This window comes from Marinobacter sp. L-80 (assembly GCF_056859395.1).
Genome location: NZ_JBSXOI010000074.1, coordinates 66,639 through 92,107, shown reverse-complemented (window position 1 = coordinate 92,107; position 25,469 = coordinate 66,639). Strand labels below are relative to the sequence as shown.

The following is a 25,469-nucleotide window of genomic DNA, read 5'->3' as shown; positions in this document are numbered from 1 at the left end:
ATCAGAAACTCCCCTGCAGCGACAGATACAGACCTTGCTGGTCTTCCAGGGTGGCAACGTCACCCAGGTTGACCAGGGCCCCTGTGACAGCCAGGCGACGGTCCGGCACCCAGGCCACGAACAGGTCCCACCAGTCATTCTCGCTGGCAAAGCCCAGGTTGTCCGGCTTTTGACGGTATTCCGCGCCCACCAGCCACTGGCGGTTGAGGAAAAGCCCGACGCTGCCCTCCATCATCAGTTCGTGGCTGTTGTTACGGTCGCCGCCAAAGCCCAGGAGTCCACCCTGGTTGGCCCGGGTAGCCCTGGCGGTCAGGTTTACCAGCAGGTTTCGCTCCTTCACCGCGGCGAAGAACAGCTTGCTGCCACTGACATAGACATCGGTGCCACTGTCATCCCGGGCGCCGATCGCCGAGGGTACGGTGAAATCCCTCTGGCGCTTGTACTGAACGCCCGCAGACCACTGGCCCCAGGGACTGTACAACACATCGCCGGCGAGCCGGACCTTGGCGCCGAAAATATCCTGATTCAGTTCATCCTGCTCCAGGCCAAAGCCGTCCTTGAGGGTAAACACCAGGCTGTCCAGATCCAGGGTCTGGCGGGCCACGGTGATCTCCAGGCGGTTATTCCAGTTCAGCCCGGCACCGGTCACCGAGAGAGAGTAATCGTCCACTTCGGCCCGGCTGAGTGCCACGGTGCCGCCCCACTCCTCGTCGCTGGCGTAGCTGCCCAGTAGAGCCCAGGGAACCAGGCCGCCGCCGGCACTGCCCTCAATGGTGGTGACGCCTCCGGTCGCCCAGATCCGGCTGCCGATGTCGGCCATGGCGGCCGGTGCCATCAGAAGCGCCACGGTCAGTGTCATCAGACGTCTCTTTATCATTCTGAATACTCCGGGTTGGGTCGGCTCAGCTCTCCTTTGCGGGCAGCCAGGGACAGCGCAGTCTCCGGCAGATCCTCGGGGGCAATCGGGCGGCTCAGGTAAAAACCCTGGCCGAGGTTGCAGCCCCAGTGTTGCAGCAGCTGCCAGGCTTCCAGGTTCTCGATCCCTTCTGCCACGACCTTCAGCCCGAGGCCGTGGGCCATATCAATGGTGGACCGGACAATCAGCTGGTCCTGGGGCTCGGAATCCAGCTTCAGCACGAATGACTTGTCGATTTTCAGCTCCTGTACCGGCAGCTTGCGCAGCTGGGACAACGAGGAGTAGCCGGTGCCAAAGTCGTCCACCGACAGGGTCACTCCCAGCGCCCTGAGCTGGTTCAGGGTGGCCATGGCCTCTTCCGGATCTTCCATCAGGGCACTTTCCGTGACTTCCAGGGTCACCCGTTCCAGATCGTGGTGCCAATCGTGAAAGGTTTCCGCGATGTGCCGGGTCAGGGCGGGCCAGGTGAGGTCCATGGCGGACAGATTGATGGCAACGCCCGCGTCAACACCCTGCTCGTGCCACCGCCGGGCATCGCTGGCCACCCGTTGAAGTATATGGGCCGTCAGGTCGTGGATCTGCCCTGACTGTTCGGCGAGAAAGATGAACTCCTCGGGGGAAATAAAGCCCAGTTCCGGGTGAATCCATCGCACCAGGGCCTCTACCTGCACCAGTTCGCCGCTCTGGCTATTAAGTTTCGGCTGGTAGTTCATGTGCAGCCCGTCGCCCATGATGGCGGCGTGCAGGTCGGTGATCAGTTTCAGTTCTCTGAGGTGACTCTCATCCTGCCCCGGCTGGTAACGGGTGAAGGGTTCGGGGTGGGCCTCGGCCTGTTCGAAGGTGAGATTCAGCCTGCGACGCAGGGCATCGGTATCGGCGGCGTCCTCTGGCAGTTCCATGGTGACGATGGTAACTCGCAAGGAGAAGGGCGTTTGGTCTACCTGCAACGGGGATTCGATGACATCGTGCAGTGCCCGGACCCTCTGGTCGCCGGCTTCTGGCGGCAATGAAGGAATCAGGGCCAGGAACTCCCCTCCGCCGGTGCGGGCAAGGATTCGGGCATCCTGCAGTTCCTGCTGCAGCCGCTTGGCAATGCCAATCAGGACCTTGTCGCCGAATTCCAGACCCAGAGTATCGTTGATGTCGGAGAGGTCGTTCAGTCGGATTCCCACCAGTGTGGCCCGGCCTCGGTTATCAAACAGCTCGGCGGCCTTCTGCATCAGAGCGTTCCGGTTTTTCAAGCCGGTGACGTCATCGTGGGTCGCTGCATAGCGGATCTGGGCTTCCCGTTCCCGCAGGCCCGACAGCATGTCCCGGAGGGCGTTGCGGAGCTGGGTCAGTTCGCCGCCGGCCCGGATGGCCGGTGCCTCCGGTGTGGTGCCCTCACCGATAGCCCGCGCGTAGCTTGCCAGCTGCAACACCGGGCGCCCGAGGTTCCGGGCAATGACCAGCGCCAGCAGAATGGCGAAAATCAGGATAGCGGTTACCAGCAGCGCGATTTCAACCGCTCGCTGGTAGTAATTCTGGAGCGTGGCATCACGGCTAATAAGCAGCACGGCCTGGACCGCGGCGGGGTCTGATTCGCCCAGGTTGATTATCCGGGTGAAATAACCGGCACTTTCAATAAAATTGGCGTTGGCGGATGCGCCTGCAAGCTCCTGCTCCAGCTTGGCATCGATGCTGGTGGTGGCGGCAAAACTGTTCAGGCTGTCGTTCTGGTTCGATCGCGCCCTGAAAATCACCGAGGTGCCACTGAGCCGGGCAATGACCTCCGCCAGGGACTGGTCCAAGGCAAAGCCGCTGACAAGCCAGGCCCGAAGCCCCGGGGCCTCTATCGGGATGATGAGAATCTCGTAGCCCCTGCCATCAATGGCCCGCAGTGACCGGGTAAACCCATTACGACGGGTGCTTGTCAGCTGTTCCTGGCTGACGGCAGGAAAAGGGTTTTGCAGGGTCGAGGCCAGGGGCTCTCCCTGACTGTCCAGCAAGAGCGCGAAGTCGGCACCCACCCTGCCGCTGTGGTTTTCCAGGGCACTGTCGATGGTTGCCGGGTCGCGGCTGGCAATGGCCGAGCGAAAGCCGAAATCCTGCACCACAACACTGAGCCGGGACAGTTCCAGATCGGTCCGGCGATCAATGACCTCGTTGGTCAGCCGCTCTCCGATGGCCAGCTGTTCCAGTGCACGGCTTTTCTCATCCTCGAACAGGTACACCATCAGCAGGGCGACGATCACCAGGCTGACCAGCGCCACCAGAGAGATCATGGCGGCAATAAGCCGGCCCCGGAATCCGAGACGAGATACCAGACCCATCAAAGCTCCCGAAAGCGCTGCTGGAGACGGTCCAGCGAGCCTTCTGCGGCAGGCTCGGGCTCAAGATTGAGGGTGACGATTGCGGACTCGCTATCACGTTCGATTTCACGGGTGACCGGGCGGGTATTATCCGGCAGCCGTGGGTGCCAGATCTCAAGTGTCACCGTGCCCTGGCTGCCCTCGCTGGGCAGTGTATCGAGCGACAGGGTGACCTTGCCGGAGGTATCTGTCCGGCCGGTGTCAGCGGTGTCGGTGACCACCACAAAGCCCTGCATGTGGTCGTGAATGTTGCAGCCCAGTTCAACGATGCCTGGCTTGTCGAAAACAATGGGAGCCGCCGGGCGGTCGGCGTAAAGCTCGATGTTGAAGGTTTTTGCCGGCGAGAAGGAATACACGTGATGCTGGGTATTGTCGCGATTCGGGAAATCCACGCTGGAGCCGACTGGCACCACCAGTACATGGGGATGGAAGGCGCGATCCTTCTGATAGATTTCGGCAGAAACCGGTGTTGCCGGACGGGCACTGTCTACGGAAACCACGGCATTGGCCACGGGTTCGGTGTTGCCTTCCAGGGTGACGGTTACGGACAGCTCGTACGCGTTGGCTGTCGATACCATGGCAGAAATCAACAGTCCCGCCAGCACTGCAATCGCTGATACTTTCATTAAACCTCTGAACCTGTCAGGCCAGGCCGGACCCGAGAGAAAATCGAATGTGGTTCCTTACCAGCAGATTTTCCCAGTAATGCCGCATCCAGTCCCAGGCGGCGTTGTTCACCTGCTCGACAAACGGGTCGAGGTTGAGTTCGTAGTAGTCCGGCGTGCCTGCTATCTGCAACACGGTTACGGTGATGGAGTCGTCCAGCTCGTTGGCAAAGGGCTCGCCGATAAGCTGATGAGCCAGAAGATTAGCACGAGTTGCTTCCATATCCACGATTTCGCTGGCCCGGGTACACCGGTTGTTTTCGTACATTTCTTCCATCAACCGATGACAAAGGTAGGCGCGGATCAGTAGGCCATCGAGACCGTCGTAGCGAACCAGGAGCGCTGATGGCTGAGTAAAATACCGGATGGCGGCATTCACAAAGGGCTCAAACAGATCGGCTTTTCCGGCTTCCCGGGCACAGGCTTCAACGCATTCGATGAGCCTTGGTGCCATTTCGATGTACTCAACCACGAACTGGAACAGGCAGGTGGCGGGCTGATACCCCTCAATAGTGACCGCAGACGGGAGCGCGGCAACCTTTTCGTGAAGCTGTCGGAGGAAGGTCCCGGAGCGGGCTTCCTTGCGCCGCGCCTGGTCAATAATCTCAAGGACTACCTGTGGTGTCATTTCAGGAGAAGCCGATGTCTGAACGAATTGAGGTCGCAAGGCGCCTCCCGTTGTTAGCAACTGATAGCAACGAGTTCCCGGGCAGGAGAGGAGGGCTGGCTACCACATCGTGCCTGCCTTTTCAGACAAGTGTAGCCGAGATTTTTGCGACTGCTTTTCCGCTGTGATGAAAATACCCGGCTGTAATGTTACGGATTGAATCTGCGTCACTGGCTCTGGAACCAACGGTCGTTCCTGGTATGGGACCAGCACAGCCATCCCATGCTCAGGGCCCGCGCTACCATCAGAGAGATCAGCGCGAACCAGAGCCCGTGATTGCCCCAGCCCGTGGTCAGCCACCAGACCGGTGCAAACACGGCCAGGGCCGAAAACAGCATGGTGTTCTGCATGTCCCGGGTTCGGGTTGCGCCGATAAAAATCCCATCAAGAAGAAAGCCCCAGACTGCGGCAAAAGGTAGCAGCCAGAGCCAGGGCAGGTAGCGCCAGGCGGTGGCTCTCACTTCCTCGATACCGGTTAGCAGTGCAATGAGCCAATGCCCGCCGGCCACAAAAACAATGGTGAGCAAGAGGGCGCCCCAGAGTGACCATCGCAGGGCACTTCGAAAGACCACCCGGAAGCGCCGCCGGCTGCCTTTGCCGATAGCCTCGCCAATCAGCGCCTCGGCAGCATTGGCAAAACCGTCCAGGGCGTTGGAGATCAACAGAAGAAAGGTGATCAGAACGGCATTGGCAGCGAGGATGGTGTCTCCCTGACGGGCGCCCTGGGCGGTAAAAAATGCCAGCACCAATAACAGCGCGATGGTTCGGACCATGATGTAGCGGTTAACCTGGAGAATCCTCAGGTAATCCTCGAGTTTGCCGAACAGAGCCTTCGTCAGCCCCTGCCCCTCAGGCATTCGCCGTAATACGATCAGGAAACCGATGGCGGCGGCACCGTATTCGGCGATCACAGTGGCAATGGCCACGCCACGGCTGTTCCAGCCAAGCACGGTAACAAAAAGAATATCCAACACGATGTTCAGGCCGTTTGCTGCAATCAGCATGATCATCGGGCCCCGTGGAAACTGGGTGCCGATGAGCCAGCCAACCAGCGTGTACTGGCAGAGAACGGCCGGCGCGCTCCAGATCCGGATTCCGGCGTACTCGGCCGCCAGTTCGGTCACGTTGTCACTGGGATTCATCAGGCTCAGGCCGGTCTGTATCAGAGGCTGGTGAAACAGAATGAGAAGAAGGCCGATCCCGGTTGCCAACAGGATCGAGCGCAGCAGCAATGCCACCTGACTGAAGTTGTCCCGCTTGCCCCATGCCTGAGCGGCCAGGCCGGTCGTGCCCATGCGCATGAAGCCAAAGGTCCAGTACAGGATGCTGAACAGATTGGCACCAACGGCGACGGCGCCAAGATACTCCGGGCTTTCCAGGTGGCCGAGCACGGCCGTATCCACCAGTCCCAGGAGAGGGACGGTGAGGTTGGTGAGCATCAATGGCCAGGCCAGGGCCCAGAGACGTCGGTCGGTTGCCGGCAAGTTAAAAGGCATATGCGTTTTAATTCTTAAAAAATTCTGTTTAGCTTTTTTGGGTTTAGCCGATTTTTTAGTCTTTTTTTGATCTGTGTCTATACTCCAAGCTGAGTATCCGAAAGCAGGCTTCCACTCTGGTTTTGCGGTGTATGCGACGCCGAAAATGCCAGCGGGATAACGCAAAATCCGACAAGAATAACACTCTGTGGAGACACAGTATGCGCGTGCACGCTCAGCGGGCAGGTGCCCTTTTAGGCGGTCTGATGTTCCCCGCCTGGTCCATGGCGGACTGGACACTGAACATGACCCCCGGGGTGACCGGCACCAGTAATGACATTTTCAGCCTTCACATGACCATACTCTGGATCTGCGTCGTCATTGGCGTCGTGGTTTTCGGTGTCATGTTCTGGTCTATTTTTGCCCACCGTAAATCCCAGGGCGCCAAACCGGCGAACTTCCACGAAAACACTCTGGTCGAGATTCTCTGGACCATCATACCTTTTGCGATACTGGTTGTTATGGCGATTCCTGCCACTGCAACTCTGGTGGACATGTATGACACTTCGGAATCGGAAGTGGACATCAAGGTCACCGGCTATCAGTGGAAGTGGCAATACGAATACATTAATGAAGATTTCGGTTACTTCTCGAATTTGTCCACGCCCCGGGATCAGATCGAGAATCGCCAGGCCAAGGGAGAGAACTACCTCCTCGAAGTGGATAACCCGCTGGTAATTCCTGTCGGGAAAAAGGTTCGCTTTTTGTTAACGGCCAACGATGTCATCCATTCCTGGTGGGTTCCGGATTTTGGCGTCAAGAAAGACGCCATCCCGGGCTTTATCAACGAGACCTGGACCCGGGTCGACAAGCCCGGCATCTATCGCGGCCAGTGTACCGAGCTTTGCGGGAAGGATCACGGCTTCATGCCGGTGGTTGTCGAGGCGGTGCCCGAGGAGGAATACAACGCCTGGGTCGCTGAAAAGAAAGAGGCCGCCGAGCGAGAACGCCAGCTGACCCAGAAAGACTGGACCATGGCAGAGTTGATGGAGCGCGGCGAGAAAGCCTATCAGACCGCCTGCGCCGCCTGTCACCAGCCGAACGGTCAGGGCGCGCCACCAGCCTTCCCGTCTCTGGTCGGAACCCAGGTCGTTACTGAAGACATGGCAGCCCATATCGACATCGTTGTGAATGGTGTCTCGGGAAGCGCCATGCAGGCCTTCGGCAATCAGCTGAGTGAAGTGGACCTTGCAGCCGTGATTACCTACGAGCGTAATGCCTGGGGTAACAACACCGGCGAAATGGTCACTCCGAAAGAAATATTTGATTACAAGAACCAACAGTAATCATCGCCAGATAACAGATATCACCAGCCACAAAAAATGGCGGTAACGGGGGTTTTCATGAGTGCGGTTGCAGATACCCACGCCCAGGATCATCATCACGGCCCGGCCAAAGGCATAAGCCGTTGGCTGTTGACCACAAACCACAAGGATATCGGGTCCATGTACCTGATATTCAGTTTCACCATGTTCCTGCTCGGCGGGGCCATGGCAATGGTCATCCGGGCGGAGCTTTTCCAGCCGGGGCTGCAGATTGTGCAGCCGGAATTCTTTAACCAGATGACCACCATGCACGGCCTGATTATGGTGTTTGGTGCGGTCATGCCGGCGTTTGTCGGGCTCGCCAACTGGATGCTGCCGCTGATGATCGGGGCGCCGGATATGGCATTGCCACGGATGAATAACTGGAGTTTCTGGCTGCTTCCGTGCGCCTTCCTGATCCTGGTTTCCACCCTGTTCATGGAAGGGGGTGCGCCCAACTTCGGCTGGACCTTCTACGCCCCCCTGTCGACGACCTACGGGCCGCCGAGCACCACCTTCTTTATCTTTGCGGTTCACATAATGGGTGTCTCGTCGATCATGGGTGCGATTAACGTGATCGCCACGATCCTGAATATGCGGGCACCGGGCATGACCCTGATGAAAATGCCCCTGTTTGTCTGGACCTGGTTGATTACCGCGTTCCTGCTGATTGCAGTCATGCCGGTACTGGCCGGCGTCGTCACCATGATGTTGATGGACATCAACTTTGGCACCAGCTTCTTCGATGCTTCCGGCGGCGGTGATCCGGTACTGTTCCAGCACGTGTTCTGGTTCTTCGGGCACCCCGAGGTATACATCATGATCCTCCCGGCCTTCGGGGCGGTCTCCCATATCATTCCGGCATTTTCCCGCAAACCCCTGTTTGGCTATGCCTCCATGGTCTACGCAGTCGGTGCCATTGCTCTGCTCTCGTTTGTGGTCTGGGCGCACCACATGTTTACGGTGGGTATTCCCATCGTCGGCCAGCTGTTCTTCATGTACGCCACCATGCTCATCGCAGTGCCCACCGGGGTGAAGGTTTTCAACTGGGTGGCCACGATGTTCAGGGGCTCATTGACCTTTGAGGCGCCGATGCTGTTCTCAGTTGCCTTCGTCATCCTGTTTACCATCGGCGGTTTCTCCGGCCTTATGCTGGCTATTGCGCCGGCAGATTTTCAGTACCACGACACCTACTTCGTAGTCGCCCACTTCCACTACGTGCTGGTACCGGGTGCGATCTTCGGTATCTTTGCCTCCGCCTACTTCTGGCTGCCCAAGTGGACCGGGCACATGTATGACGAAACCCTGGCCAAGACCCATTTCTGGCTGTCTTTTGTTGGCATGAACCTGGCGTTCTTCCCGATGCACTTCCTGGGACTGGCAGGCATGCCACGACGGATTCCGGATTACGCGCTGCAGTTCGCCGATTTCAACATGGTTTCCAGTGTCGGTGCATTCATGTTCGGTGCCACACAGCTGTTGTTCCTGTTTATCGTGGTCAAGTGCATCAGGGGTGGCAAAGAGGCTCCGGCCAAGCCCTGGGATGGTGCTGAAGGTCTCGAATGGACTGTGCCCTCACCGGCGCCATACCACACCTTCGCAACGCCGCCGGTAGTGAAGTAGGGGGCACTGGCTATGGCAGAACAACAGGCAAATAGCGCCGGAGCCCCCAAGGGCAATGCTCGAGTGGTGGGCTGGTGCATGGTCAGCGTGGTCGGCATGTTTGCCTTTGGATTTGCCATGGTGCCTCTGTACGACGTGTTCTGCGAAATTACCGGGATTAACGGAAAGACCGGGGGGCGGTACGAATCCACCGAGGTGGCAGAAGCAGACGTGACCCGAACGGTCAAGGTTCAGTTTCTCGCCTCCAACGGACCGGGGATGACCTGGAAATTCCGCCCGGTTGTGCGGTCGGTGGATGTTCACCCCGGTGAGCCGACTACTGTGAATTTCTATGCCGAAAACCCGACAAGTGAGCCAATGGTAGGCCAGGCGGTCCCTAGCCTCGCGCCTTCAGAGGGGACGCTGTATTTTCATAAGACCGAGTGCTTCTGCTTTAACCAACAGCCTCTTGAAGCGGGTGAAAGTACCGAAATGCCTCTGATCTTTATCGTCGACAAGGACTTGCCGGCGCATATCACCAAACTAACTCTGTCTTACACGCTCTACGATCAGGGTAAACAGGTGTCGGCAGCACAAAACTCCCGGAAAGAAACAACAACAAACGACAACGGATAAGCCATCGGAGACTGTCATGGCGGATAACCAGACCTATTACGTTCCGGAACAGAGCAAGTGGCCGATCGTCGCCACGATTGGCCTTGGGGTAACTCTTTACGGGGTGGCCTCAATCATGGTGAATGGCAAACAGGGGGACAGCACAACCGGTGCCTGGATAATGTTCTGGATCGGCGCCCTGATTATGGCCTACATGCTGTTCGGGTGGTTTGGAGCCGTCATCAAAGAGAGTCGGGCGGGACTCTACAGTGATCAGATGGACCGCTCGTTCCGCTGGGGGATGAGTTGGTTCATTTTCTCAGAGGTGATGTTTTTCGCCGCGTTTTTCGGTGCGTTGTTCTACATCAGGGTGTTTGCGGTGCCCTGGCTTGGTGGCGAGGGTGACCGAGGTTCCTCGAACATGTTGTGGGAGGGCTTTCAGTCGACCTGGCCTCTTATCAACAATCCCAGCCCGGAAGCTTATCCCGGCCCCAAGGAGGTTATCAGCGCCTGGGGCCTGCCTTTGATGAACACGATCTTGCTGGTGACGTCTTCATTTACGGTAACCGTGGCGCACCATGCATTGAAGGCAGGTAATCGGGCGAAGACCAAACTTTGGCTGGCTGCAACCATCGCTCTGGCCGTGGTCTTCATGTTTGTTCAGGGCTATGAATACCTCCATGCCTACCGTGACCTCGACCTGACCCTGCAATCCGGCATCTACGGCAGTACGTTCTTTATGCTGACTGGCTTCCACGGTGCCCATGTGATGCTTGGCACATTGATGCTGGCCATTATGCTGGTGCGAATCAACAAGGGCCACTTCACTGCGGAAAACCATTTTGGTTTCGAGGCAACCGCATGGTATTGGCATTTTGTCGACGTGGTCTGGCTGGGATTGTTCGTGTTCGTTTACATCATTTGATCTGCGTAGTCAGGGAGTCGGATTAAGAGTCAGGCTCCCGTTCCACAGAGCAATCAGTACCACAGCCAGGAGCAGTATGCTAAGCGTCACCCGGACGGCCAGAGAGTTAACAACCCGATTGGTCTTGCCGCCGTCTTTAATGAGAAAAAACAGGCCACTGAAAAGGCTTACAACCACAGAAAGCATCAGGAAAACAATAACTGCTTTGAGCATGGGACTTCCTGTTTTTATTGGTTTGATGGATGTACGGTTCGCAAACGGTTCCGGACTCGCTGAGGTCACTATAGCAGAGCATGTCTGATTCGCAGGGCAAACACCGCCGATGGCAGTTTGACTGGCGGCTGCTGGTGTTCAGTGGGGTCTTACTGCCGATACTTATTGGCCTCGGTGTCTGGCAGCTGAATCGGGCGGAAGAAAAACAGCTTCTGCTGAACCAGTGGCAGCAGGAAGCGGAAAACCGGGCCTGGCAGGACATAGTGTCCGGTGATCTGACCCGTGGTCGGCCTCTGACACTGACCGGGATGTACGGAAGCCGAAACTGGCTGCTGGATAACCGGACCCGTGATGGCATCCCGGGTTATGAAGTCCTGACAGAGTTTCGTCCTCTGGAAGGGCCGCCGGTTGTGGTTAATCGCGGTTGGGTCCAGGCGCCGCGAACCCGGGATCAGCTCCCGCAGCTGGAAACGCCGGAAGGGATTTTTACCCTGGAAGGTCGACTCAGTGACTATCCGGTGCCGCCGGTGCTGGTGGATCAGCCAGAGGCAGGCGGTCCGTGGCCCCGGCGGGTACAGAGTCTGTCCGGAGAGGCCGCACGAAAGGAGATTCCGGATCTTCCCGACAAAATAGTAAGGCTTTCCGGCAATCGCCAGCCGGGCGCTTACCGGGCGGATTGGGAACCGGACCTGATGGGGCCACAAACCCATTACGGATATGCCACGCAATGGTTTGCGCTGGCCGTGGCGCTGACTATATTGACTATAGTGGCGAGTTACCGAAAGACAGGAGCCAATAATGACAATGACAATGGCTAACCGGATATCCGACCAGGAACACAACGAAGGGCCAACCCCGGAACAGGTGCGTCGCGGCCGTCGCACGGCATTCCTCCTGTTTGCGCTGGGTTTTGGCCCGATGATTGTTGCAACCATCATGTTTTATACCGGCTGGCTGAACCCGGCCGGCCACACCAATAACGGCGTTTTGCTCCAGCCAGTGGCCCCGGTTTCAACGCTCAATCTCGAAACGGCTTCCGGTACTCCGCTGGCAGAACGCTTTGGCCCGGAAAAAATCGATCCGGACTGGCTTATGATTGTGGCTTCCGGCCAATGTGGTAGCCAGTGTGAAGAGCTGCTCTATCTGGCCAGGCAGGTGAATATCGCCCTTGGCAAGAACGCTAACCGAGTCTCCCGGGCTGCCGCACTGGGTAGTGTGCCCTCCGATCTGCAGGCGCGTTGGTCCTCCGAATACAGCTCCATGGAGCGCCTTGTGCCTGCGGCGGGTGCCCGGCCGGACTGGCCAGCCGGTATCAATCCGGAAGCGGAGCCGCGCATCCTGCTGGTTGATCCGTTCGGTAATGTGATGATGCATTACGGTTCCGAACATACTGGAAAGGATATGCTGGAGGATCTCAAGCATCTGCTCAAACTGTCGCAGATCGGTTAATGGCCAGAGCGGAGAGTCAGCCTTGAATCAGTCATCTGTTTCCCCAACCACGGCAGCCCACAAGATGGCAAAGTGGGCAACCTTTGCCGTTTTGCTGGCGGTTGTCGTGATCATGCTGGGTGCCTGGACCCGCCTGGTGCACGCAGGGCTGGGGTGTCCTGACTGGCCCGGGTGCTATGGTTTTCTCACGGTGCCCCAGAGCGAATCGAACATTGCCATAGCGAATGCCCGTTTTCCCGATACGCCGGTGGATGTGCAAAAAGGCTGGCCCGAAATGATCCACCGTTACGCCGCCGGCACCCTGGGGCTGGTGGTGTTCGGCCTGGCGGCCTACGCGGTTCGTAACCGGCGCCAGGGTGTTCCGGTAAAGCTGCCTTTGTTTATCGCCGTTTTCATCATTCTTCAGGGCGCTTTCGGCATGTGGACGGTGACCCTGAAACTGTGGCCCCAGGTGGTGGCGCTGCACCTGCTTGGCGGCTTTACCACCCTGAGTCTGCTGGCGTTGCTGGCATTCAGGTTGCGACGTCAGGCCAGGCAGACGCAGGATCGGGAACCACCGCTATCAACCGCCCTGTCGGGTTTCCGGCCCTGGCTCTATGGCGGGCTGCTGTTAGTGGTGATGCAGATCGCCCTGGGGGCCTGGACAGCGGCCAATTACGCGGCCGTTGCCTGTACCGATCTGCCTACGTGCCAGGGCCAGTGGTGGCCTGAGGGCATGGATTTCCGGCACGGCTTTGACGTTACCCAGCACGTGGGCCCCAACTATCTGGGAGGTCAGCTTACCGCTGACGGGCGGGTGGCGATCCATGTTACACACAGACTTGGTGCTGTGGTGGTACTATTCTATTTCACGGCATTGCTGGCGTTGATGTGGCGGCGACGGGGCGAATCCGGACTCGACAACCCCGTTAAACTGGTGGCGGTCCTGCTGGGTGTCCAGATCCTGTTGGGTCTGGCCAACGTGATTTTCCATATTCCCCTGTCCATCGCCGTGGCCCATAACGCCATGGGCGCAGGACTCCTTCTTTCAGTTATTCACCTGATCTGGCGGCATCAGCTATTACTCGAACCACATAGCGTCCCGGCAACACACACAACAACAATGAACCAGGAGGTTACGGCATGAGCGAGCAAGTGGAAGCACTGCCGGCCCAGGCAATTGCGAGCGACTCCAGAACAACCATTTCCTGGCGTGACTTTCTGGAGCTGACCAAGCCCAGGGTTGTCGCGCTGATGATCCTTACCTCGGTGATCGGCATGCTGCTGGCGGCGCCAGGCGTGCCCGGTTGGGGCGTGTTGGTCTGGGGCAATCTGGGTATTGCCCTGCTTGCCGGCTCGGCTGCGGTGGTCAACCATGTGGTAGACCAGAAAATTGACACCGTCATGGCTCGCACCCGCAAGCGCCCGGTGGCCACAGGCAAGATCTCGCCTCTGGATGCGATCCTGTTCGCAACGATACTCGCGTGTGTTGGTATGGCCGTGCTGATGTGGCAGGTGAACCACCTCACTGCCTGGCTGACCCTCGCCTCCCTGGTGGGTTACGCCGGTGTTTATACCTTGTTCCTCAAGCGGGCTACGCCCCAGAATATCACCATCGGAGGTCTTGCCGGGGCCATGCCACCGTTGTTGGGCTGGACCGCTGTGACCGGCCAGGTTGAGGGCCACGCTCTGCTGCTGGTGCTGATCATTTTTGCCTGGACCCCGCCGCATTTCTGGGCTCTGGCTATCCATCGCAAGGAAGAGTACGCCAAGGCGGGCATTCCCATGCTGCCGGTCACTCATGGCAACAAGTTCACCGAGCTGCACATCCTGCTCTACACCCTGATGTTGCTGGCGGTCAGTCTGCTACCTTTTGTCACAGGCATGTCCGGCGGTATCTACCTGGTGGGCGCCCTGGCCCTTGGCCTGCGCTTTCTGCAGTATGCGGTAAGGCTGTTGAAGGGTGACGATCGGCGGGTGGCCCTGAATACCTTCAAGTATTCCATCACTTACCTCATGGCCCTGTTTGTGGTATTGCTTGTGGATCATTTTGTATTCTTTTGAGTCAGACATTGTGCTGACGCAGGCGGGGATGGCTTTCCGAAACACGCTGTAAATACGTCCGTGTACGCCCGGCTACGCCATCCATGGCTCCGCACGGTTTCGGAAAGCCATCCCCGTCTGCTTATCTGATCAACGAAGTGGACCACCCATGAAAAGCTCCAGCTCTATTCGCCTTACCCTGTTCTGCCTTCTGCTAATCGTTGTTCTGATCTTTGGACTGGTTGTTGGACGGCAGGTATTTCTGGTGGGTAACCAGGAACCGATTCCGGCGCCGGAGCTGACGGAGTTCAATACGTATGTCTATGATCAGCCTCGTCAATTGGCAGAGTTCACGCTGACGGATGAGAACGGTGAAACGGTCACGCGGGAGAGTCTGAGGGGTCGCTGGACCATTGCATTCGTGGGCTACACCAATTGCCCGGATATCTGCCCGGCAGCCATGGCCAATTTGCGCCAGACCGACAAGCTGCTGTCCAAGGAATTGCCCCAGCCTGACTATCTGCTGGTCAGCGCTGACCCGGAGCACGATACGCCGGAGAAACTCAAAGCCTACACGGACTTCTTCGGTGAACATTTCCATGGTCTGACCGGAGATCTGGACACCTTGCGGGAACTGGCCAAAAGCCTGAACGCGGTGTTTGTCCATCGTGAGGTGGATGGCGAGCTGCTGGTGGATCACAGCGGCCATTTTGCGCTGCTGAACCCCGACGGCGAACTTGCTGCTGTGATCCAGCCGCCCCATAATCCGCACAACCTGGCCGAGGCCTTTGAGCGGATTTACCAGTGGGCAAAGGCCAATCGTGAACGGGTGAGCTCCTGACGCTTCAGAAACCCGGAATCCGATGCTCCCTATTGATGCCATTCTTCCAGACCTGAAAGCGGCCCTGGAACGCACGACTACCGTACTTCTGCAGGCTCCGCCCGGTGCCGGTAAAACCACCCGTGTGCCTGCCGCCCTTCTGGATGCGCCCTGGCGCGGTGACGGCAAGATCCTGATGCTGGAGCCCCGTCGGCTTGCAGCTCGCTCTGCCGCCCGGTTCATGGCCCGGCAACTCAATGAACAGCCCGGACAGACGGTAGGCTATCGCACAAGGCTGGATACCCGTGTGTCTGCGGCCACCCGGATCGAAGTCGTGACCGAAGGCATCCTGACCCGGCTGATCCAGGCGGATCCGATGCTGGAGGAGTACGCGGCGGTCATCTTTGATGAGTTCCATGAGCGCTCTTTGCAGGCGGATCTGGGCCTGGCCCTGGTGCTGGAATCGCAGCAGGCGTTGCGGGAGGATCTGCGGTTGCTGGTGATGTCCGCAACCCTGGATACCGGGCCGATTGCGCAAGTGCTTGGAGACGTTCCCGTAATAACCAGTGAAGGACGGGCGTTTCCGGTCGATGTTCATTACCGGCCGTTGCCGCGCAGTGGCCGCATGGTGGATCAGGTTACCGCTGTGGTTCGGGAGGCATTGGCTGATCAAAGCGGCTCACTGCTGGTGTTTCTGCCCGGTGTGGGTGAGATACGTCGGGTTGAGCAACAGCTCCGTGCAAACCTGCCGGACCGGGTGATGCTTGCTCCACTATACGGCAATCTGAAATCGGAGCAGCAGGACCAGGCAATCTCGCCGGCTCCCGAAGGCCAGCGCAAGGTGGTGTTGGCTACGGCTATTGCCGAAACCAGTCTGACCATTGAAGGGGTTCGGGTTGTTATCGATTGCGGTCAGCAGCGTCGGGCCGTTTTTGATCCCAACAGTGGCATGACCCGCCTGGTCACTGGCCGGGTATCCAGGGCTTCTGCGGAACAGCGTAAAGGCCGGGCCGGCCGGATGGAGCCCGGGGTCTGTTATCGATTGTGGAGCGAATCGGAACAGTTCGGATTGGCCGATTACACGCCGCCCGAAATTCTGGAGGCCGATCTGGCACCCTTGGTGCTGGAATTAGCCCAGTGGGGCGCGCGGGAAGCCGATGCCGTCGCCTGGATTGATAAGCCCCCTGCCGCCCATTGGAGGCAGGCTGTGGCCCTCCTGCGGTGGCTCGATCTGCTCGATTCAGACGGAGCTATTACGGACCACGGCAAAGCGGCCCGGGAGCTGGGTATACACCCGCGACTGGCGCATATGGTGCTGAAAGGCCGTTCTATAGGGCTCGGAGGCGCGGCTGCGGCCGTGGCCGCCTTGCTGGAAGAGCGTGATCTCCTGGGCCCCGGAACTGGTGCGGACATGCACGAGCGGGTTCGGGTGTTCTTCGGGGAACGGCGGGATCGCACGCTGGATGTCGCTCGCCTGAAGGCTGTACGCCAGTCGGCCCGGCGTCTTTCCGGGCCCGGGACGACTGAGGCAACACCGCCCTCGGAGACCGAAATCGGCCGATTGCTTGCCCTGGCCTATCCGGACCGTATTGCCAGGCGGCGATCGGATAAGGCGGCGAGGTATCAGCTCAGTAATGGCAAAGGTGCGGTACTGAGAGAGGATGATCCCCTGGCACGGCACGAGTGGCTGGTGGCGGCCGAGCTGGATGGCCAGGCCCGCGAAGCCACGATTTACCTGGCCGCGCCGGTGGACATTCCGGACCTGGAGCTCGACCTGGCTGACCACATACAGGAGATCGAAGAGGCACTGTGGGACGACAGCCAGGGTAAAATTCTGGCGCGGCGTGCGCGAAAACTGGGTGAACTCGTGCTTCAGGAAAAGCCGCTCGGCCGGGTGGATCCGGAACTGGTCCGGCAGGGGCTGCTCAGCGCGATTCGGAAGAAGGGCCTGGAAAGCCTGCCCTGGAGTGATGGCAGTCGCCAGTGGCGTGCCCGAATGAGGTTGCTCGCCAGAACCTTCCCGGATTCCGGCTGGCCGGACACCGATGACGCGGCGTTACTGGATAGTCTCGAGGTTTGGCTGGGCCCGTTTCTGGTCGGCATGACCCGATGGTCCGATCTGGCCCGGATCGACTTGCTGGCGGCCCTTAACAGCCTGATTGATTACCCGGCCCAGCAGCAGCTTCAGAGTCTGGCGCCAACACATCTGACCATACCGACCGGCCAGCGGGTGAGTCTGGATTACACCGCCGACAATGGCCCGGTGTTGGCGGCCAAGCTCCAGGCGCTGTTTGGCTGGAAAGAAACCCCTGCCGTTGCCGGTGGGCGGGTACCGGTGGTGCTTCATCTGTTGTCCCCCGCGCAACGGCCTCTGGCGGTCACCGCCGATCTGGCCAGTTTCTGGCGTAACGCCTACCCCGAGGTGCGCAAGGATATGCGTGGGCGGTATCCCAAGCATCCCTGGCCGGAAGATCCGTTTACCGCCGAGGCTCAGCAGGGCACGAAAAAACGCCCAACTCGCTGATGCGTTTGCTGACCAGCGCGTGTGGCACCCGCTCAAAGTAGATATTCCGTGGCGTTATCCAGTCTCCCGGCGGTGCGTTGAGTTCTTCCGCGGGCATTTCCTCGAGTTCAACCGACCCGGGGTCGGCGTCGCTGTTCCGGAAGCTGTCGGCAAGAACCCAGAGGGGCTTCCCGGCCGCATGGGCCGCCAGAGCCAACAAGTGTGTACCGCTTTTGTTGATAAAATGCCCATTGGAAAGCCAGGTATCGCACCCGGTGATCACCAGGTCAGCCTGGGGCACAAACAGCCCCATCTGCGCATCGGTGATCAAGGTGACGGGTATGGCTAGCTCGTTCAGCGCCCGTGCCAGGGAGTGGCCCTCGAAGCCCGGGCTGCTCTGGGTGCAGATGACAGAGAAGGCCTGGCGCTGTTCCGCCATGTTACGAAACAGCGCCAGTACCGCGGAGCTGGCGCTATGGGTCAGTATCACCGGCGACTCTGGCAGAAGATCGAGGGCTTGCCGGGCAATGGTTCCGGTGGCATTTTCCAGCTGGTCTCTGATGTCCATGACGGCCTGAAGTGCGACCTGAACATCACTGGAAAGACGCTGCTCGATCATGGCCAGTGCATTGCCAATCACGATCATGCTCGGGCGTGCCGCCCGGAGTTCTGCCAGTAGCCTCAGAAATGTCTCGCCCTCTGGCTCGACCTCGTCCAGGTAAGATAGCAGTTGATCGAGGGTGTTCATTGCCAGCTGTGTAGCGCCTGACCGGGAGTCCGCTTTCAGTGCGGCCAGAAGGGACTTTGCCCTCGCATCAAGTTCCTGCATTCCGCTCTTCCGTGCTTATGTGCTGCTTCAAGGGTAGCACCTGTACGGTCTTTTCCTGATGTCTGGAGGTGAAAATAGCACTTGCCTGAATGTCAGCCCTGTATAAAATACGCGCAACTCAACCCCGAGTGCGCAGTATCCATGCACCTTGTTTCCTTCGATATTTTCCGAACCCTGGGTTTTCCCGACACCACCGTCCTCAAGCCGGACCAGTTTTTGCGTCATAAAGAACTGTTGCGGGAAGCAGATTGGGTCCTGTTTCCAGAGTACTGGCAGTTAAATGCCCTGGTTCACGGTCTCAAGTGCCGGGTGTTTCCCAGCGAAGCCAGCTACCGCATCGGCCACGACAAAGTGGAGATGACCCGTGCATTCCAGACGGTGGCCCCGGAGCACACGCCCTGGACCATGATTGAGGCCAACGGCCCGGTGGAACGTGACATGATCTGGGATGCCATGGTGCATCCGTTCGTGGCAAAGCTTCCCAAGGCCAGCATGGGCGAAGGCGTCTGGCTGATTGAATCCCGCGAGGACTGGCGCCGCTACTGCGAACGCACCGACGTGCTCTACGGCCAGGAATACCTCCCTCTGGACCGGGATGCGCGAGTTGTGGTGGTTGGCGATCAGGTGCTGACGGCTTACTGGCGAACCCAGGCCGATCAGGGCTTCTACAACAATGTGGCCCGGGGTGGCCGCATTGACAACAGTCCGGTTCCCCCGGTGATGACGGACCTGGCGTTGCGGCTGGCCAGGGATCTGGGTGTTGATCACGCAGGCTTTGATATTGCGCTGGTGGATGGCCACCCTTACGTACTGGAATTCAACCGGCTGTTCGGAAACAAGGGATTGGGCCAGGGCACGGAGCTCCAGGAGGCGATTCTCGGCTATCTCCGGGAACAGACCGAACCGGAAGACCCGGACGGCCCCACCGAACCACCGCCGATATGGCCGGTGGCGGTCTAGGAATTCCCGCCAGAATTCATGCCAGTGGCGTTGCCAGTATTGCCCATTACTTATGGGTAGATATGCTCATATCCGGGCCCTCAAAAAAGCCCGATGATCGCGCTATCTAACGGGTGCTGCAGCGTTGCTGTAGTGCCTTTTTTTATGCCTGTTTGCCCTGTGGAGGGACACACCACCCATGACCGAAGCCGCTAACGCCAATATCGCCGATTACTACGAAGCCGACACGTTCAAGCGCATCAAGGACTTTGCCGACGGCAAGGAAACTCCGTTTGTGGTGATCGACACCGCAACGATTGACCGTCAGTATGACGAGCTGGTCGAGGGTTTCCCCTACGCCAAGGTTTACTATGCGGTGAAAGCCAACCCGGCCCCGCAGATCCTGACCATGCTGCGCGACAAGGGTGCCTCTTTCGATATCGCGTCGGTTTACGAGCTGGACAAGGTGATGGCCCTGGGTGTGACCGGTGAGCGGATCAGCTACGGCAATACCATCAAGAAGGCGAAGGACATTCGCACCTTCTACGAGAAAGGCGTTCGTATGTTTGCCACCGACTCGGAGGCAGACCTTCGCAACATCGCCAAGGCGGCCCCGGGCTCGAAAGTGTATGTGCGTATCCTGACCGAAGGTACCCTGACGGCAGACTGGCCGCTGTCCCGCAAGTTCGGCTGCCAGACCGACATGGCCATGGACCTGCTGATCCTTGCCCGTGACCTGGGTCTGGTGCCCTACGGCGTGTCGTTTCACGTCGGTTCCCAGCAGCGCGAGATTGGCGCCTGGGATGCGGCCCTGAACAAGGTGAAGGTGATTTTCGAGCGTCTGAAGGAAGAAGACGGTATCGAGCTTAAGATGATCAACATGGGCGGTGGTTTCCCGGCCAACTACATCACTCGCACCAATGAGCTGAAGGTGTACGCCGAGGAGATTGCCCGCTTCCTGCACGAGGACTTTGGTGCGGAGCTGCCGGAGATCATCATCGAGCCGGGCCGATCGCTGATTTCCAACGCCGGTGTTCTGGTGAGCGAGGTGGTTCTGATTTCCCGGAAATCCCGTACTGCCCTGCATCGCTGGGTGTTTACCGATGTGGGCAAGTTTTCAGGCCTGATCGAGACCCTGGATGAGGCGATCAAGTTTCCGATCTGGACTGAGAAGGCGGGCGAAGGCGAGGACTGTGTGATTGCCGGGCCGACCTGTGACAGTGCCGATATCATGTATGAGCATCACAAGTATCCGTTGCCGTTGAATCTGGCGATTGGGGATCGGATGTATTGGCTGTCTACCGGAGCCTATACAACGACATACAGCGCCATTGAGTTTAATGGGTTTCCTCCGTTGAAGGACTATTACATCTGACCCTGTATTAGTTCGGAGTCTGGCCGCGGGGCGGGGGTGTCCTTTCCTCTGGGAAAAACAACTCGCTTTGCTCAGACATTTTTTCCCGGCGGAAAGGACACCCCCGCCCCACGGCCGTTCCGGCTGGATATGGGGAGTCCGCGAAGGGAAAATTGGTATTCAGAGAAGGATCAGCTTTCGGGCTGGTCCTTTTTTCGTTCCAGGTTCAGGGTAAAGGCCAGGGGCAAGACCAGCAGGCCGTAGGTGATCATCAGCATCAGGGCATGGCGGGCATCGCCGGTCCAGTCGGCGACGACACCGCCAAGCATAGGCACGCAAAAAGCGACGGTGTAACCGACCAGGAAGGTGCCGGCGGAGAGGCGGCCAGTTTCGGCGGCGGAGACCACCAGCGGGGGTATCGCTACGAGCAGGATCAGGAGCATGCCGGCGACCAAGCTCATGAGGGTGGCACTGACGATGGACCACCAGCCGGTAAGCATGACCGCGCCAATGGCGCCGAGCAGGCTGATGCTGGCCAGGGTGGCGATGACGCCACGACGCCCGACCCAGTAGCGCGCCATTTTCAGCATGATCAGGGAGGCGAAGACCTGGGCAAGGTTGTACCAGAACAGGGCATCCGGCAGTTTGTCGAACTGGCCCTGATGCTGCAGCAGGTTGCCCATGTACGCGTTGAGGCCAAAAAACAGCGAGCCGGAGAGGCCGAGCAGTAGACCGATTCTCAGGGTCAAGGGGTTATGCCAGTCCGGTAGCCAGGCTACTTTTCGCACCGGTTTGGCCCGGTCCCGTTTGGGCAGGAACAGGGCTGCGGCAACCAGCAGCGCCGGGAGTGACCAGGCCACCAGGGTGGCGCGCCAGCTGTTGTCTAGCAGGGGCATGAGCACAGGCAGCGTGATGCCGGCACCGATGAACTCACCCATCAGCATGCCGTTCATGTAGATCGCCGAGCCTAACGCGAGGTGGTGGGGGTCCAGCCACCGGGGCAGTAGTGCCGGCAGTGATGGTTGCATCATGGAGACGCCGATGCCCATGACGGCACTGGCAATCATCAGGGTCAGGGTGTCGGGCATCAGGCCGCGCCCGGCGGAGCCGATCACCATAATCACCATGGCCAGAGCCAGGGTATTGCGGGGGCCAATCCGGGCAATGGCCAGTGAGCCGGGCATGGAGCCGATGGCCAGCATCAGGATGGGCAGGGTGGTCAGGGCGCCGGTGAGTGCCTGGGTGAGTGCCAGTTCGTTGCTGATGAACGGCGCCAGGGGCGGCGCGACCAGTACCGGTATCCGCAGGTAAACGCCGGCCAGCCAAAGCAACACCGCCACCGGCAGCAGCTTCGCTGGCGGTGGCGGTGTGGTCGCGGCCTGGTATTCAGCCACGGGCAAGACGATTCAGTCTTCGCTGGTGTCCGGCAGATAGGCACCGTCTTCGTCGTGGACTTCACGGCCGGTAACCGGTGGGTTGAAGGCACAGATCAGTCGCATGTCTTCCGTGCCACCGTACAGGGTGTGCTGGTCATGCTTGTCGAGTGCGTACAGGGTTCCGTCAGTGATCTCGTGGGTTTCACCAGTGGCTTTGTCCAGGATCTTGCCGTTGCCGGCAACACAGTAGACCGCTTCGAGGTGATGCTTGTACCAGAGGTTCAACTCGGCCCCGGCAGGGATGATGGTTTCGTGGAAGGAAAAGCCCATGCCGTCTTTCTTGAGCAGCATGCGGCGGCTTGTCCACCCTGGGCCGGTGACTTCCCGCTCGGTACCGATAATGTCTTGCACTCGTACGATTTTCATGAGCATTCCTCATTTTGTGATGGAATAGCCTTTTAGTATAAACATCCCTTTCAGGTGCGGTTCAACCGCCAATCGTCGTAAACGGCCATGGCCTGTTCGATCGAGGTGGCGAATCTTTCCCGCTGGCGTTCATCCAGGGGGCGCCGTTTCCGGCACTTGTCGAAGGCTTTCTGAATTTCTTGTCGGCTCGATTTTTCAAGTCGCTCGAGCCAGTGATGGTCTGCTGGCTCAAGGTCCAGCAGGTCGCGACCAGCGTGATTCCGATGGGAGATATGCCACCAGTGATCCACGGCCCTTCCCAATACAACATAGCCGAACTGGCTGTCCTGTACAGGACCGAAGGTGGCTGTTTTCAATCCGTCCCTTAGCACGCCGATGCTCAGCGCCGGCAGGGCCAGCCGATCGCCGTAGAAATAGCTGCCGGCAGCACCGATCAAACCGCCCACCAGAGCGCCGGTTCCAAGGGAGGAGCCGAAGGTCAGCGCGTCGATTCCGGCGCCACTGACGGCGCCCGCGCCGAAGCCGGCGGTGGCCAGGTAGCGCTTGCTGACCGCCCAGGCTTTGCGGCTGTCTTCCGAGAACAGGTCGTGTTCGCTGTGCCACTCCAGTTCGGGCTCCTGGCGACGGATGCGCTGGTGCTGATAAAGATGTTCGATATCCACGCGCAGGGTCTGTTCCCGCTTGCGCTGGTGACGATACCAACGTTCCCGCAGCTGTTCGGCCAGGGAGCCGTCACTGGTTTCTGCAGCCTGGCCGGCGGTAAGCGTCCGTTTTTCCTGGTAGGACATCATGCTCTCCAGTGTCCCGGCGATCAGTACTGCGGCCTGATGGCGGCGCTGCTGCCGCTGGGCGGACAGGTAGTGAGTGGCCTGTTCCAGTGGTGTTTCCCAGTCCGGCTCCAGTTGTCCGAAAGCCCGTAAAAGGCCCAGATGTTGCTCGAATGGGGCGCGAACAGCGTCGAAACGGCGGACAACCTGAAAGAACTGGCCCAGCGCGGCCTGCCAGGTATCACTGTAGTCGTCGGCACCGATGCTGTTGATCAGGGCCAGGCTCGGGCGGCCGGTCCAGCGCAGGATGGTCATTTCTGCCTCGTGCTCTGCGCTGTAGGGCACCGAGCCGTCCACCACGTAGATGATCCCGGCGCCTTCAATCAGCGGTCTGAGAAGCTCACATTCATCGGTGAATCGGCCGTCCCCCTCATGCTGTGCCACAAAGGCTTTGACGGTGTCTGCGTGATCAGAGGCGGAGACACTGTGAGCTTCCAGCCACTCCATTACCCGTCTCGGCCGCTGGAATCCGGGCGTGTCGACCAGAGTGTAGAGGGTCTGGCCGTCCACCTTCAGCGGGTAAGCCTGATGCCTGCGTGTGGTGCCGGGTTCCAGGGCAATGGCAATGGCATCATTCTGGGACAGGGTCGCCACCACGCTGGATTTACCCTTGTTCGGGTGTCCGACGACCGCAAACGTGGGTATCTGAGTCATGACCCGTCCCCGATGGCTGTGTAGGGATCCCGCATCTGGAGCCGGGGCAGAGACACCTGGACGAACTCGCTGCCCAACCTTTGGGCAAATCGCAGCCAGGGCTGGATCTGGTGGGCATCGGGTTGCTGATTGCTGTCCGTGGCCAGTGGCACCAGCGCGACCCTGGCGTTGTCGGGCCAGATGTCCCGGGCGGCCGCGAGGAAGTCCTGAAGCTCGCCGGTCGGGGGTTGCCAGCAGCGAACCAGCAGGATGACTGCCTTGGCGTTGTTTTTCAGATGCTCGGCGATCCGGTGCAGAGCCTGATCATCGTCCGAAAGGCTGGCGCTGCCGCCGGCCGTGAGCACGAGCTGCTTGCCTGACCGAAGCGACTCTGGCAATTCCGGTTCACCGGCGCCGGCCCAACACAACAGAATGTCGCTGTCGGGCAGTGGTAGCAGGTTGCCTCGAGTGTCGGTGTCCGGAAGATCGTCGGCGTCATGATGGCTGTTGCCAGTGTCCAGGGCGGGTGTTTCCATGCGATACAGCAGGGCGTGCATGGCTGGATGACTGGTGAGCAGGCGCCGGGATTTTTGCCGGGCCTGCACGGACGCACACGCCCAGAGAATTATCCTTGGCAGAAGAACCCAGGTTGCCCACATCATGGCCACAAACGGCCACCACAGGCCCCAGAGGGCCGGGTCAGGACTTGCCGTTGGGTTACCGGCCCGGAAAAAACGCGTCGCCTCGACCAGCGCAAGATCCGGGGCCGCGGCAGGCCAGAGCCAGGCCCAGGGCGTCGCAATGGCCTTTACCAATCCGTGATAGCTGGTGGCGGCAGTGTCCAGCGTGGTGCTCCAGCCGAAGGCGAGGTCCTGCAAGACGACCATGGCCAGCAAGGTAAACAGCCCTGCGATGGCGAACGCAATGCCGCCCAGGTGAGCCGCTCTGGCCATCAGAACAGGCTGAAGCCTGGTGAAGGCGCCATCTCCCGGGTTGACCCCCAATCGACGTGCCAACCAGCGCCAGGGCTGCCATCCGGCCATGGCTTGCACGGTGGTGAACAGGGCGAATATCAGGTGCAGCAACACGAACGCCAGGAAAACCGTGATGTTGATGCGCTGGCCGCCGTCATAGAACAGCAGCCCGGCCATCGCCAGCGTGCCCGCAACCGCGCCTGACACTGCAAAACCACCGTTGATCCGGCGCCACGATGCCAGTGTCCGGTCCGCGGATGTCGGGGTTGTCCGGGGACCGCTGAGGCGGTTCAGGTGGGCGAGCCAGCGGGCCGCGTCCGGGGCCTCGCCCTGCTCTTCACAGACGAGAGCAAACTTGCGATCGCGTCGATGCAGGAAGGTAGGCGGCTGTGATCTGTCCCGTTGCGCCTGGCTGTCAAACTCCAGCAGCAATCGGAGGGGGTTGTCGGTCATTCAGGGTTCCGGTGTCGAATTCGGGCTGTCGGGCCCCGTCGGGCTTTAGTGCTAGGATATAGGGATACCCG

Annotated in this window: 23 protein-coding genes; 12 read left to right on the top strand and 11 right to left on the bottom strand. The window is 59.4% G+C overall.

Annotated elements, in window-relative coordinates; all coding sequences use genetic code 11:
* Position 1: 1 nt before the first annotated feature.
* From AC13E3_RS16445 to AC13E3_RS16425, 5 genes are all read right to left on the bottom strand, one after another.
* The gene (locus AC13E3_RS16445; protein WP_053113469.1) at positions 2–877 is read right to left on the bottom strand and encodes a DUF3034 family protein; all 876 of its coding nucleotides are present in this window, start codon (positions 875–877) and stop codon (positions 2–4) included.
* On the bottom strand, positions 874–3,228 hold the full coding sequence (locus tag AC13E3_RS16440) for a putative bifunctional diguanylate cyclase/phosphodiesterase (RefSeq protein WP_482902228.1): 2,355 nt from the start codon (positions 3,226–3,228) through the stop codon (positions 874–876). Before AC13E3_RS16440 ends, AC13E3_RS16445 begins: the two co-directional genes overlap by 4 nt.
* Positions 3,228–3,893 (bottom strand): methylamine utilization protein, encoded by a 666-nt coding sequence (locus AC13E3_RS16435; protein ID WP_008176712.1) that lies wholly within the window; start codon positions 3,891–3,893, stop codon positions 3,228–3,230. The genes AC13E3_RS16440 and AC13E3_RS16435 overlap by 1 nt, the downstream gene beginning before the upstream one ends.
* Before the next feature lie 16 nt (positions 3,894–3,909).
* On the bottom strand, positions 3,910–4,560 hold the full coding sequence (locus AC13E3_RS16430) for a hypothetical protein (RefSeq protein ID WP_008176713.1): 651 nt from the start codon (positions 4,558–4,560) through the stop codon (positions 3,910–3,912).
* A 206-nt stretch (positions 4,561–4,766) separates the two neighbouring features.
* Positions 4,767–6,095, bottom strand: coding sequence for an MATE family efflux transporter (locus AC13E3_RS16425; RefSeq protein ID WP_008176715.1), 1,329 nt, complete (start codon positions 6,093–6,095; stop codon positions 4,767–4,769).
* Between the two features lie 200 nt (positions 6,096–6,295).
* Here AC13E3_RS16425 and coxB point away from each other — a divergent pair, with 200 nt between their 5' ends.
* The 4 genes from coxB to AC13E3_RS16405 are packed head-to-tail and all read left to right on the top strand — an operon-like array spanning position 6,296 to position 10,580.
* The gene (coxB, locus tag AC13E3_RS16420; RefSeq protein WP_008176717.1) at positions 6,296–7,420 is read left to right on the top strand and encodes a cytochrome c oxidase subunit II; all 1,125 of its coding nucleotides are present in this window, start codon (positions 6,296–6,298) and stop codon (positions 7,418–7,420) included.
* 57 nt (positions 7,421–7,477) lie between these two features.
* The gene (gene ctaD / locus AC13E3_RS16415; RefSeq protein WP_008176720.1) at positions 7,478–9,061 is read left to right on the top strand and encodes a cytochrome c oxidase subunit I; all 1,584 of its coding nucleotides are present in this window, start codon (positions 7,478–7,480) and stop codon (positions 9,059–9,061) included.
* A gap of 12 nt (positions 9,062–9,073) precedes the next feature.
* Positions 9,074–9,676, top strand: coding sequence for a cytochrome c oxidase assembly protein (locus AC13E3_RS16410; RefSeq protein ID WP_008176722.1), 603 nt, complete (start codon positions 9,074–9,076; stop codon positions 9,674–9,676).
* Positions 9,677–9,692: 16 nt separating this feature from the next.
* Complete coding sequence (locus AC13E3_RS16405; protein WP_273155846.1) at positions 9,693–10,580, top strand: cytochrome c oxidase subunit 3; 888 nt, start codon at positions 9,693–9,695, stop codon at positions 10,578–10,580.
* 9 nt (positions 10,581–10,589) lie between these two features.
* Here AC13E3_RS16405 and AC13E3_RS16400 read toward each other — a convergent pair whose 3' ends face one another.
* Complete coding sequence (locus AC13E3_RS16400; RefSeq protein WP_008176725.1) at positions 10,590–10,793, bottom strand: twin transmembrane helix small protein; 204 nt, start codon at positions 10,791–10,793, stop codon at positions 10,590–10,592.
* A gap of 80 nt (positions 10,794–10,873) precedes the next feature.
* On the opposite strand from AC13E3_RS16400, the gene AC13E3_RS16395 reads away from it, so the two are divergent.
* The 6 genes from AC13E3_RS16395 (at position 10,874) to hrpB (ending at position 17,608) form a co-directional block, all read left to right on the top strand.
* Entirely contained in the window at positions 10,874–11,611 is a 738-nt protein-coding gene (locus AC13E3_RS16395; RefSeq protein ID WP_482902227.1) for an SURF1 family protein, read from the top strand.
* Entirely contained in the window at positions 11,604–12,242 is a 639-nt protein-coding gene (locus AC13E3_RS16390; RefSeq protein WP_008176729.1) for a hypothetical protein, read from the top strand. Before AC13E3_RS16395 ends, AC13E3_RS16390 begins: the two co-directional genes overlap by 8 nt.
* 64 nt (positions 12,243–12,306) lie before the next feature.
* Complete coding sequence (locus AC13E3_RS16385; protein WP_050898353.1) at positions 12,307–13,368, top strand: COX15/CtaA family protein; 1,062 nt, start codon at positions 12,307–12,309, stop codon at positions 13,366–13,368.
* Positions 13,365–14,285, top strand: a complete 921-nt coding sequence (gene cyoE / locus AC13E3_RS16380; protein ID WP_008176734.1) for a heme o synthase — start codon at positions 13,365–13,367, stop codon at positions 14,283–14,285. The genes AC13E3_RS16385 and cyoE overlap by 4 nt, the downstream gene beginning before the upstream one ends.
* Positions 14,286–14,433: 148 nt before the next feature.
* The gene (locus tag AC13E3_RS16375) at positions 14,434–15,105 is read left to right on the top strand and encodes an SCO family protein (protein ID WP_008176736.1); all 672 of its coding nucleotides are present in this window, start codon (positions 14,434–14,436) and stop codon (positions 15,103–15,105) included.
* Between the two features lie 22 nt (positions 15,106–15,127).
* On the top strand, positions 15,128–17,608 hold the full coding sequence (hrpB, locus tag AC13E3_RS16370; RefSeq protein ID WP_482902226.1) for an ATP-dependent helicase HrpB: 2,481 nt from the start codon (positions 15,128–15,130) through the stop codon (positions 17,606–17,608).
* Here the strand turns inward: hrpB and AC13E3_RS16365 are convergent.
* The gene (locus tag AC13E3_RS16365; RefSeq protein WP_008176740.1) at positions 17,562–18,416 is read right to left on the bottom strand and encodes an eIF2B alpha/beta/delta subunit family protein; all 855 of its coding nucleotides are present in this window, start codon (positions 18,414–18,416) and stop codon (positions 17,562–17,564) included. The genes hrpB and AC13E3_RS16365 overlap by 47 nt on opposite strands.
* Before the next feature lie 141 nt (positions 18,417–18,557).
* Here AC13E3_RS16365 and AC13E3_RS16360 point away from each other — a divergent pair, with 141 nt between their 5' ends.
* Positions 18,558–19,376 carry a hypothetical protein gene (locus AC13E3_RS16360; protein WP_008176743.1) on the top strand — a complete coding sequence of 273 codons (819 nt, stop codon included), beginning with the start codon at positions 18,558–18,560 and terminating at the stop codon, positions 19,374–19,376.
* A gap of 178 nt (positions 19,377–19,554) precedes the next feature.
* The gene (locus AC13E3_RS16355; RefSeq protein WP_008176745.1) at positions 19,555–20,730 is read left to right on the top strand and encodes a type III PLP-dependent enzyme; all 1,176 of its coding nucleotides are present in this window, start codon (positions 19,555–19,557) and stop codon (positions 20,728–20,730) included.
* A 170-nt stretch (positions 20,731–20,900) separates the two neighbouring features.
* Here AC13E3_RS16355 and AC13E3_RS16350 read toward each other — a convergent pair whose 3' ends face one another.
* Genes AC13E3_RS16350 through AC13E3_RS16335 form a run of 4 tightly spaced genes read right to left on the bottom strand, consistent with a single transcriptional unit; the run spans position 20,901 to position 25,398 of the window.
* Complete coding sequence (locus AC13E3_RS16350) at positions 20,901–22,103, bottom strand: MFS transporter (RefSeq protein WP_053113478.1); 1,203 nt, start codon at positions 22,101–22,103, stop codon at positions 20,901–20,903.
* A gap of 12 nt (positions 22,104–22,115) precedes the next feature.
* Complete coding sequence (locus tag AC13E3_RS16345) at positions 22,116–22,511, bottom strand: ectoine synthase (protein WP_008176749.1); 396 nt, start codon at positions 22,509–22,511, stop codon at positions 22,116–22,118.
* A gap of 50 nt (positions 22,512–22,561) precedes the next feature.
* The gene (locus AC13E3_RS16340) at positions 22,562–23,992 is read right to left on the bottom strand and encodes a GTPase/DUF3482 domain-containing protein (RefSeq protein ID WP_053113479.1); all 1,431 of its coding nucleotides are present in this window, start codon (positions 23,990–23,992) and stop codon (positions 22,562–22,564) included.
* Positions 23,989–25,398 (bottom strand): DUF2868 domain-containing protein, encoded by a 1,410-nt coding sequence (locus AC13E3_RS16335; RefSeq protein WP_053113480.1) that lies wholly within the window; start codon positions 25,396–25,398, stop codon positions 23,989–23,991. The genes AC13E3_RS16340 and AC13E3_RS16335 overlap by 4 nt, the downstream gene beginning before the upstream one ends.
* Positions 25,399–25,469: the final 71 nt, after the last annotated feature.